The following is an 11,203-nucleotide window of genomic DNA, read 5'->3' on the forward strand; positions in this document are numbered from 1 at the left end:
CCCGATGGCGCTGGCCATGAACGCCGTTGGCTATGACGCGGTCGCGCTCGGCAACCACGAATTCAACTACGGAATCCCGCTGCTGCGGACTTGGGAGAAGCAGTTGGATTTTCCGCTGCTCGGCGCCAACGTGCACGACGCCGTGACCGGCGGCCGCGCCTTCACCCCGTACATCCTCAAGCGCGTCAAGACCGAGAACGGCTGGCTGACGGTCGGCCTCGTCGGTTTTGTGACCCCGGGCTGTGCCCTCTGGGACCGCGACAACGTCCAGGGCAAGCTCGACTTCAACGGCATCGTCGAGGAAGCCAAGACGGTCATCCCGCAGATGAAAGCCGCGGGAGCCGACGTCGTCATCGTCTCAAGCCACTCGGGCGCGACCCCGGGGTCCTCCTACGGCGATGCGCTGCCGTTCGCGGAAAACGCGTCCACCCAGCTGGCCGAGGAAGTCCCCGGAATCGATGCCATCCTGGTCGGGCACGCGCACCTGGAAATCCCGGAGCGCTTCGTCACCAACACGGCCACGGGCCGGCAGGTACTCCTGACCGAACCGCTGAAATGGGGCATGCGCGTCGCCGTGATCGACCTGCAGCTCGTCAAGGACCGCGGCCAGTGGACCGTCACCTCGGCGCACTCCCACCTCCTGGACGCGAAGACGGTCGACGCCGACCCCGCCGTCGTCAGCGCCGTGCAGGCCGGACACGAGGCGACCGTGAAGTACGTCAACCAGGTGATCGGCACGTCCACCGCGCCGCTCACGACGGCGACCGCATGCTGGGCCGACTCGGCCGCGATCGACGCGATCAACTACGTCCAGGCCAGCACCATCAAAGCCGAACTGGCGAACGGCCCCGACGCCGGGCTGCCGGTCCTCTCCATTGCGGCCGCGTTCTCGCGCTCGGTGGACGTCAAGGCCGGACCGCTGACCATCCGCGACGTGGCCGGGCTGTACATCTTCGACAACACGCTGCTGTCCATCAAGGTGACGGGCGCCCAGGTCAAGGCTTACCTCGAATGGTCGGCGCAGTACTTCCGGCCGGTGGGCGGCACGACGGCCCGCGCCCAGGACGTCACGAACGCCGTGACCGCTCTGGCCCCGAACGGCACCCCGGACTACAACTACGACGTCGCCTACGGCCTGGACGCACCGCTGAACTACGAGATCGACCTGGCCCGTCCGGCGGGGGACCGGATCATGAACCTGACGTACGGCGGAGCGCCCGTGCCGGCCGGGAAGGAATTCGCCATGGCGATCAACAACTACCGGCAGAGCGGCGGCGGCAACTTCCCGGCCGTGAAGACGGCGCCGGTGCTCTCGAACAGCCAGCAGGAGATTCGGCAGCGCATCATCGACTACGTCGTGGCCCACGGCACCCTGGACGCGGCCGTGTTCAGCCAGAGCAACTGGCGGCTCACGGTCAACGGCCAGCCGCTGACCGTCACCGCCTGACCCCCGCCCATCACCATCGGTTGCTCCGCAAGTGCCCTTCTGAGCGCTGATAACGGCAGTTACGGAGCAGCCGACGGGTGAGGCAGCTGCCAGAGCGGGCACTGTACCTGGCCCGGCAATGAACCCGGTTGTTAACCCGGTTGTGCGAGTTCGAGCTAGGCAGGTTCGGTGATGTCGGCGACGACGGCGCTGAGGGCCGCGGTGAGGGCGTCGGCGTCGACGAAGGCGCTGTACCCGTGTTCGCCGGCGCCCATCGAAACGCGGCGGCCGGTGATGCTGCTGTCGGCGTAGACGGGCCACGCGGAGGTGCTGCCGAGCGGGGTGATGGTGCCGCGCTCGTAGCCGGTGGCGGCGAGGGCCACGTCCGGGCTGGGCAGCGAGAGCTTGTTGACGCCCAGCAGTTGGCGGAGCTTGGGCCACGAGATCTGACGGTCGCCGGGGATAAGGGCGAACAGGAAGCTGCCGTCCTTGTGCTTGACCACGAGCGATTTCACGATGTCCGCCGGAGGGATGCCGAGGATGCCGGCGGCTTCCGCCAGGCTGTTCGCGGCCAGCCGCTCCACCAGCTCCACGGTGAGGCCGCGAGCGGCGGCGTCGGCCAGGAAGCGTTCCCTGCCGGCGCCGCCGGGCCCTTGGTTCTCTACGAGTTCGGCCATCAGTCGCGGTACAGCAGCAGGGCCTCGCCCTGGCCGCCGCCGCCGCAGAGCGACACGGCGGCCTTGCCGCCGCCGCGCCGCTTCAACTCGTGGGCCGCGTGCAGGGCCAGCCGGGCTCCGGAAGCGCCGATCGGGTGGCCCAGGGCGATGGCCCCGCCGTGGATGTTGCACTGCTCCAGGGGGTAGTCCAGGTCTTTGAGGGACTGCACCGCCACCGAACCGAAGGCCTCGTTGATCTCGATGAAGTCGAGGTCCGCGGTGGACCAGCCGGCCTTCTCCAGGGCGCTCTTGATCGCATTGGAGGGCTGCGAATGCAAGGAATTGTCCGGCCCGGCGACCTGCCCGGGCCGGCCCACCACGGCCAGGTACTCCAGGCCGTTCTCTTCGGCGAACTTCCGCGAGGTGAGGACCAGGGCGGCTGCGCCGTCCGAGAGCGGTGAGGAGTTGCCGGCCGTGATGGTGCCGTCGGTGGCGAAGGCCGCACGCAGGGCGGCGAGGGAGGAGATGGACGTGTCCGGCCGGAYACCCTCGTCGGTGCCGACCTCAATCGGCTCGCCCCTGCGCTGCTTGACGCTGATCGGCGCGATTTCGCCGTCGAAAATCCCGTCCTTGGCGGCGGTGGCGGCGCGCTGGTGCGAGGCGGCGGCCACGCCGTCCTGGGCGGCGCGGTCGATGCCGAGCGTGACATTCTTGCTCTCCGTGGACAGCCCCATGGACTGCCCGTCGAAGGCGTCGGTGAGGCCGTCGTGGGCGGCGGCGTCGAGCGCCTGGACGGAGCCGTAGGTCCAGCCCTGGCGTGAGCCGGGCAGGAGGTGCGGCGCCCRGCTCATGGACTCCTGGCCGCCGGCAACCACAACCCTGGYGTCGCCGCTGCGGATAGCCCGGGCGGCGTCGATCACGGCGGTGAGGCCGGAGAGGCAGACCTTGTTGATGGTGATGGCGGGGACGTTCCAGCCGATGCCCGCCCCGATGGCGCTCTGCCGGGCCGGGTTTTGGCCGGCACCCGCCTGCAGGACCTGGCCCATGATGACCGAGTCAACCTGGTCCGCCTTCAGCCCGCTGGCAGCCAGGGCGGCGCGAATGGCGTGGGCGCCGAGGTCGACGGCGGTGAAGCTCGCCAGTTGCCCGTTGAGCCGGCCCTGCGGGGTGCGGGCGCCGGCGAGGATGACAACATCATTGTTGTCCGTGGAGTTGCTCATGGTTGTCTCTTCCGATCTCTATGGGCGTCCCTCCAAGGTTATCGTGAGCCAAGTCACTGAGCCATTCGCCGGCCATTCGCCGGACATTATGCGGTAGTGGGCTGCGGGCGGGTGCATGCGGCTGGGCCCGGGGCGCGGGCGGGGGACGTGCTTGCAATAACCGCTGAAGTGGGGTAGACAAGTAGGTTGCTTTGCCGTAGTGTTGATATTTGCGTCTTCCCTGTTTACCTTCAGCCTTCATATAGCGGTGGGCTTAGCCTGACAGCTGCTCCATCAATGTGCCGTCTACAACGTGCACCAGCATGGACAGCGCGGGCCCGGGTCATATAGCGGAACCGGACTGGTAGCACTGCGGAGTCATTTTCGCAGACTGCATAACGGGGGAGATCTGAAAACGCCTGAAGGTCTGTGGAAGGATCCCTCTTGGTCGCCTCGAGCACCTCTAATGTAAACAACGCTACCGCTATCAATGCCGACAGCACCGACGGTGYAACCCGCCGGCTCTCTTTCRCAAAGATTCACGAACCGCTTGACGTTCCGAATCTGCTTGCCCTGCAAACCGACAGCTTTGACTGGCTGGTCGGAAACGAACGCTGGCAGGCACGCGTCGCGAAGGCCGTCGAAGAAGGCGACCTCAGCGTCGCCACCTCTTCGGGTCTGTCTGACATCTTCGAAGAGATCTCCCCGATCGAGGATTTCCAGGGCACAATGTCCCTGAGCTTCTCCGAGCCGGAGTTCGCTGATCCGAAGTACACCATGGCCGAGTGCAAGGACCGGGACGCTACGTACTCCGCTCCGCTGTACGTCAAGGCCGAATTCATGAACAACAACACGGGCGAAATCAAGCAGCAGACCGTGTTCATGGGCGACTTCCCGCTGATGACCGAGAAGGGCACCTTTGTCGTTAACGGCACCGAGCGTGTCGTCGTGTCCCAGCTGGTCCGTTCCCCGGGCGCCTACTTCGAGCGCACCGCGGACAAGACCAGCGACAAGGACATCTTCACTGCGAAGATCATCCCGTCCCGCGGCGCCTGGTTCGAACTCGAAATCGACAAGCGTGACCAGGTCGGCGTTCGCCTCGACCGGAAGCGCAAGCAGTCCGTCACCGTGCTGCTGAAGGCCCTCGGCTGGACCGAAGGCCAGATCCTCGAAGAGTTCGGTCAGTACGACTCCATGCGCGCGACGCTGGAGAAGGACGCCACCGAGACCCGCGAAGACGCTTTGCTGGACATCTACCGGAAGCTGCGACCGGGCGAGCCGCCCACGGTCGAGGCTGCCCAGTCCCTGCTGGACAACCTGTACTTCAACTCCAAGCGCTACGATCTGGCCAAGGTCGGCCGTTACAAGATCAACCGCAAGCTCGGCATCGACCGCTCCCTTGGCGACAAGGAAGCATCCGTGCTGCACGTTGAAGACATCGTTGCCATGATCAAGTTCCTGGTAGCCCTGCACGCCGGTGAGAAGACCCTCACGGGCAAGCGCGACGGCCAGGACCACGAGCTGCGCGTCGAGATCGACGACATCGACCACTTCGGCAACCGCCGCATCCGCGCCGTCGGGGAGCTCATCGAGAACCAGGTCCGCACCGGCCTGTCCCGCATGGAGCGCGTTGTCCGCGAGCGTATGACGACCCAGGACGTCGAGGCCATCACGCCGCAGACGCTGATCAACATCCGCCCCGTCGTGGCAGCGATCAAGGAGTTCTTCGGAACGTCCCAGCTSTCGCAGTTCATGGACCAGAACAACCCGCTTTCGGGTTTGACCCACAAGCGCCGCCTGTCCGCGCTCGGCCCGGGTGGTCTGTCCCGTGACCGCGCCGGCATGGAAGTTCGAGACGTCCACCCGTCCCACTACGGACGTATGTGCCCGATCGAAACCCCTGAAGGCCCGAACATCGGCCTGATCGGTTCGCTGGCTTCCTACGGCCGCATCAACCCGTTCGGTTTCATCGAGACCCCGTACCGCCTCGTGTCCGAGGGTGTCGTCTCCGATGAGGTCCAGTACCTCACGGCCGACGACGAGGCCGAGGTCCTGATCGCACAGGCCAACGCGCCGCTCGACGAGAACAAGCGTTTCGCCGAAGAGACCGTGCTGGTTCGTGCCCGCGGCGGTGGAGGCGAGCCCGTGCTGGTTCCCGCCGCCGAGGTCGAGTTCATGGACGTTTCCCCGCGCCAGATGGTGTCCGTGGCWACCGCMCTGATCCCGTTCCTCGAGCATGACGATGCCAACCGTGCACTCATGGGTGCCAACATGCAGCGCCAGGCCGTGCCGCTGGTCCGTTCCGAGGCACCGTTCGTCGGTACCGGCATGGAACGTGCCGCCGCCGTCGACGCCGGTGACGTCACCATCGCCAAGAAGGCCGGTGTGGTTACGGAGGTCTCCGCTGAGCTGGTCATCATGCTCAACGACGACGGTACGGAAACCAACTACCGGATCAACAAGTTCGCGCGCTCCAACCAGGGCAACTGCTACAACAACCGCGTCCTGGTGAACGAAGGCCAGCGCCTGGAAGTCGGCGGCATTATCGCCGACGGCCCGGCAACGGACCAGGGCGAGCTCGCCCTCGGTAAGAACCTGCTCGTGGCATTCATGTCATGGGAAGGCCACAACTTCGAGGATGCCATCATCCTGTCCCAGCGGATCGTGGCCGAGGACGTCCTGTCCTCGATCCACATCGAGGAGCACGAGATCGATGCCCGCGACACCAAGCTTGGTGCCGAGGAAATCACCCGTGACATCCCCAACGTGTCCGAGGAAGTCCTGGCTGGCCTGGACGAGCGCGGCATCATCCACATCGGTGCCGAAGTTGAAGCCGGCGACATCCTGGTTGGCAAGGTCACTCCCAAGGGCGAGACCGAGCTGACCCCGGAAGAGCGCCTGCTGCGCGCCATCTTCGGTGAGAAGTCCCGCGAAGTGCGCGACACCTCCCTTAAGGTGCCGCACGGCGAGTCCGGCACCGTGATCGGTGTCCGTGTCTTCGACCGCGACAACGACGACGAGCTGCCCCCGGGCGTCAACCAGCTGGTCCGCGTCTACGTGGCCGCCAAGCGCAAGATCACCGACGGCGACAAGCTCGCCGGCCGTCACGGCAACAAGGGCGTCATCTCCAAGATCCTCCCGATCGAGGACATGCCCTTCCTTGCCGACGGCACCCCCGTTGATATCGTCCTGAACCCGCTGGGTGTCCCGGGCCGTATGAACGTCGGCCAGGTGCTGGAAACGCACCTCGGCTGGGTTGCCAAGACCGGCTGGAAGATCGAAGGCGAGCCCGAGTGGGTCAAGCAGCTGCCGAACCTGCCGCGCGAGAGTGGCTCGACCACTGTCGCGACGCCGGTCTTCGACGGCGCACGTGAAGAAGAAATCACGGGCCTGCTCGACTCCACGAACGTCACCCGCGACGGCGAGCGCCTGATCAACTCTTCGGGCAAGACCCGCCTGTTTGACGGCCGCTCCGGCGAGCCGTTCCCGGATCCGATCTCGGTCGGCTACATGTACATCCTGAAGCTCCACCACCTGGTGGACGACAAGATCCACGCGCGCTCCACCGGCCCGTACTCSATGATCACSCAGCAGCCGCTSGGTGGTAAGGCACAGTTCGGTGGCCAGCGCTTCGGTGAAATGGAAGTGTGGGCGCTCGAAGCCTATGGCGCCGCCTACACGCTCCAGGAGCTCCTCACGATCAAGTCGGATGATATCCACGGTCGTGTGAAGGTCTACGAAGCCATCGTCAAGGGCGAGAACATCCCGGAGCCGGGCGTTCCTGAGTCCTTCAAGGTCTTGATCAAGGAAATGCAGTCGCTGTGCCTGAACGTGGAAGTGCTGTCCACGGACGGAACCACAATTGAAATGCGTGACTCTGATGACGCAGTCTTCACGGCTGCGGAAGAACTGGGCATCGATCTGTCTCGTGCAGAGCCCAGTTCCGTAGAAGAGGTCTAGCAGGTGATGTACGACGGCGGGTTCGCCCCCGCCGTCGTACACCGCCTCCCTCTTCCCGTAACCCAAGACTTCAGAATTTAGAGAACAAGAGAGAACAGGGACCATATGTCCAGCGAATCCTCCTTCGGCCTCATGCAGATCGGCCTCGCCACCGCGGAAGACATCCGTGGCTGGTCTTACGGCGAGGTTAAGAAGCCGGAAACCATCAACTACCGCACGCTTAAGCCTGAGAAGGACGGCCTCTTCTGCGAGAAGATCTTCGGCCCGTCCCGCGACTGGGAATGCTACTGCGGCAAGTACAAGCGCGTGCGCTTCAAGGGCATCATCTGCGAGCGGTGTGGCGTTGAGGTCACCCGTGCCAAGGTGCGCCGTGAGCGCATGGGCCACATCGAGCTGGCCGCCCCGGTAACGCACATCTGGTACTTCAAGGGTGTCCCGTCCCGCCTGGGCTACCTCCTTGACCTGGCACCGAAGGACCTTGAAAAGGTCATCTACTTCGCCGCCTACATGATCACGAGCGTTGACGCTGATGCCCGTCACGAGGAACTGCCCAACCTCCAGGTTGAGCACGACATCGAGAAGAAGCAGCTGATCGACAACCGTGACTCGGACATCGCCACGATCGCCCGCGACCTCGAGAACGAGCTTGCCCGCCTCGAAGGCGAAGGCGCCAAGGCTGCCGACAAGAAGAAGGCCCGCGACTCCGCCGACCGCCAGATGGCCAACGTGCGCAAGCGCGCGGATGCCGAAATCGAGCGCCTCGAGCAGGTCTGGGACCGCTTCAAGAACCTGAAGGTCGCCGACCTCGAAGGTGACGAAGGCCTGTACCGCGAATTGCGTGACCGCTACGGCATGTACTTCGAGGGCTCCATGGGTGCCGAGGCCATCAAGAAGCGTCTTGAGACCTTCGACATGCAGGCCGAGTCCGACCTGCTGCGCGACATCATCGCCAACGGCAAGGGCCAGCGCAAGACCCGCGCCCTCAAGCGGCTCAAGGTGGTCAACGCGTTCCTCACGACCGACAACAGCCCGCTCGGCATGGTGCTGGACGCCGTCCCGGTGATCCCGCCGGAACTGCGCCCGATGGTCCAGCTGGACGGCGGCCGCTTCGCGACCTCCGACCTCAACGACCTGTACCGCCGCGTGATCAACCGCAACAACCGTCTCAAGCGCCTGCTGGACCTCGGCGCCCCGGAGATCATCGTCAACAACGAGAAGCGCATGCTTCAGGAAGCCGTTGACAGCCTCTTCGACAACGGCCGCCGCGGCCGCCCGGTCACCGGGCCGGGCAACCGCCCGCTGAAGTCCCTGAGCGACATGCTCAAGGGCAAGCAGGGTCGTTTCCGTCAGAACCTCCTGGGTAAGCGCGTTGACTACTCCGGCCGTTCGGTCATCGTCGTTGGCCCGCAGCTGAAGCTGCACCAGTGCGGCCTGCCCAAGCAGATGGCGCTGGAGCTCTTCAAGCCGTTCGTGATGAAGCGCCTGGTTGACCTCAACCACGCACAGAACATCAAGTCCGCCAAGCGGATGGTCGAACGCTACCGCCCRCAGGTCTGGGACGTGCTCGAAGAGATCATCACCGAGCACCCTGTGCTGCTGAACCGTGCACCTACCCTGCACCGTCTCGGCATCCAGGCCTTCGAGCCGCAGCTGGTCGAAGGTAAGGCCATCCAGCTTCACCCGCTGGTTTGTGGTGCCTTCAACGCCGACTTCGACGGCGACCAGATGGCAGTCCACCTGCCGCTGAGCCCCGAAGCCCAGGCCGAAGCCCGGATTCTGATGCTGTCTTCGAACAACATCCTGAAGCCGTCCGACGGCCGCCCGGTGACGCTGCCGTCGCAGGATATGATCATCGGCCTCTACCACCTGACCACCAAGCGTGTCGGTTCGGCTGGCGAAGGCCGGATCTTCTCCTCCGTGGCGGAAGCCATCATGGCGTTCGACCTGCACGAACTGCACCTGAACTMCAAGGTCAAGATCCGGCTCGAGGGCTTCGTGCCCTACGCCGGCTGGGAAGCTCCCGAAGGCTGGGAGCCCGGTCAGATTGCTCTGGTCGAGACCTCCCTGGGTCAGGTCGTGTTCAACCAGACACTGCCCGCGGACTACCCGTGGGTTGAGGCCGTTGCCGACAAGGGCGAGCTGTCCCGGATCGTCAACGACCTGGCCGAGCGCTACCCGAAGGTCATCACGGCGGCAACGCTGGACAACCTGAAGGACGCCGGTTTCTACTGGGCTACCCGCTCGGGCGTCACGGTTGCCATCTCTGACATCGAGGTCCCGAAGAACAAGCCGGAGATCCTTGCCGGCTACGAGACCATGGCTGCCAAGATCCAGGGCCAGTACGACAAGGGCCTGATCGACGACGACGAGCGTCGCCAGGAACTGATCGAGATCTGGAACAAAGCGACGAACGAAATCGCCCAGGCGATGCGTGACAACCTGTCCCCGATGAACACCATCAACCGGATGGTCTCCTCCGGTGCCCGTGGTAACTGGATGCAGGTCCGTCAGATCGCGGGTATCCGTGGCCTGGTGGCCAACCCGAAGGGCGAGATCATCCCGCGTCCGATCAAGTCCTCGTACCGCGAGGGCCTGTCGGTGCTGGAATACTTCATCGCCACGCACGGTGCCCGCAAGGGTCTGGCCGATACCGCACTGCGTACCGCCAACTCGGGTTACCTGACCCGTCGCCTGGTGGATGTGTCGCAGGACGTCATCGTCCGTGAAGAGGACTGCGGCACCGAGCGCGGCCTCGTCACCCCGATCGCGGTCGCGGACGCCAACGGTGAGCTGGTCCTGGACGAAAACGTCGAGAACAGCGCCTACGCCCGCACCCTGGCCGTGGATGTCGTTGACTCCAAGGGCAAGGTCCTGGCGGCGGCCGGCACTGACTGCGGCGACGTCGTCATTGCCGAGCTGTTCGCAGCCGGCATCACGGAGGTCAAGGTCCGTTCCGTACTCACCTGTGAGTCCAGCGTCGGTACCTGCGCCCTGTGCTACGGCCGTTCGCTGGCCACCGGCAAGACCGTGGACATCGGCGAGGCCGTGGGCATCATCGCCGCACAGTCCATCGGTGAGCCCGGTACCCAGCTGACCATGCGTACGTTCCACACCGGTGGTGCAGTTTCCGCCGGCGGCGGCGACGACATCACCCAGGGTCTGCCCCGTATCCAGGAGCTCTTCGAAGCCCGTACTCCGAAGGGTGTCGCACCGATTGCCGAAGCAGCCGGCCGCATCACCATCGAAGAGTCCGAGCGCCAGATGCGCCTGGTCATCACCCCGGATGACGGATCTGAAGAGATCGCCTACCCGGTGCTGCGCCGTTCACGTCTCCTCATCGAAGACGGCGATCACGTCAGCGTCGGACAGAAGCTCATCAACGGTCCGGTCGACCCCAAGCAGGTGCTGCGCATCATGGGCCCCCGTGCCGCGCAGAAGTTCCTGGTTGACGAAGTCCAGGGCGTGTACCGCAGCCAGGGCATCGGTATCCACGACAAGCACGTCGAGGTTATCGTCCGCCAGATGCTGCGCCGCGTCACGGTCATCGAATCCGGTGAATCGGATCTGCTGCCCGGCGAGCTCGCCGAACGCAGCCGCTTCGAGGACGCCAACCGCCGCGTGGTTTCCGAGGGCAAGACGCCGGCCTCCGGCCGTCCCGAGCTGATGGGTATCACCAAGGCGTCCCTGGCGACCGAGTCCTGGCTGTCCGCAGCTTCCTTCCAGGAGACCACCCGCGTCCTGACGCAGGCGGCCATGGAAGGCAAGAGCGATCCGCTGCTCGGCCTCAAGGAAAACGTCATCATCGGTAAGCTGATCCCGGCCGGCACGGGTCTCCCGCGCTACACCGAGGTCACGGTCGAGCCGACTGAGGAAGCGAAGGCCAATCTGTTCACCGGCCCGAGCGCGTTCAGTGACTTCTCCTACGATTCCCTGGGCGGCGACGGAGCTCCTGAGTTCCACGC

Annotated in this window: 5 protein-coding genes; 3 read left to right on the top strand and 2 right to left on the bottom strand. The window is 65.0% G+C overall.

The window, feature by feature from the left end:
* Positions 1-1,447, top strand: a 1,447-nt coding sequence (locus AB4Y86_RS03605) for a 5'-nucleotidase C-terminal domain-containing protein (protein ID WP_441400155.1), incomplete at its 5' end; no start/stop codon positions are given.
* Between the two features lie 155 nt (positions 1,448-1,602).
* On the opposite strand, the gene AB4Y86_RS03610 is transcribed toward AB4Y86_RS03605, so the two are convergent.
* On the bottom strand, positions 1,603-2,103 hold the full coding sequence (locus tag AB4Y86_RS03610) for an aminoacyl-tRNA deacylase (RefSeq protein WP_441400157.1): 501 nt from the start codon (positions 2,101-2,103) through the stop codon (positions 1,603-1,605).
* The gene (locus AB4Y86_RS03615; RefSeq protein WP_441400159.1) at positions 2,103-3,302 is read right to left on the bottom strand and encodes an acetyl-CoA C-acetyltransferase; all 1,200 of its coding nucleotides are present in this window, start codon (positions 3,300-3,302) and stop codon (positions 2,103-2,105) included. The genes AB4Y86_RS03610 and AB4Y86_RS03615 overlap by 1 nt, the downstream gene beginning before the upstream one ends.
* Positions 3,303-3,725: 423 nt before the next feature.
* On the opposite strand from AB4Y86_RS03615, the gene rpoB reads away from it, so the two are divergent.
* Positions 3,726-7,241, top strand: coding sequence for a DNA-directed RNA polymerase subunit beta (rpoB, locus tag AB4Y86_RS03620; RefSeq protein WP_441400161.1), 3,516 nt, complete (start codon positions 3,726-3,728; stop codon positions 7,239-7,241).
* 105 nt (positions 7,242-7,346) lie between these two features.
* On the top strand, positions 7,347-11,203 hold a 3,857-nt coding region (locus AB4Y86_RS03625), incomplete at its 3' end, for a DNA-directed RNA polymerase subunit beta' (protein ID WP_441400163.1).

It is taken from the genome of Arthrobacter sp. 2YAF22_2, from assembly GCF_052114645.1.
Taxonomy (GTDB): Bacteria; Actinomycetota; Actinomycetes; order Actinomycetales; family Micrococcaceae; genus Arthrobacter.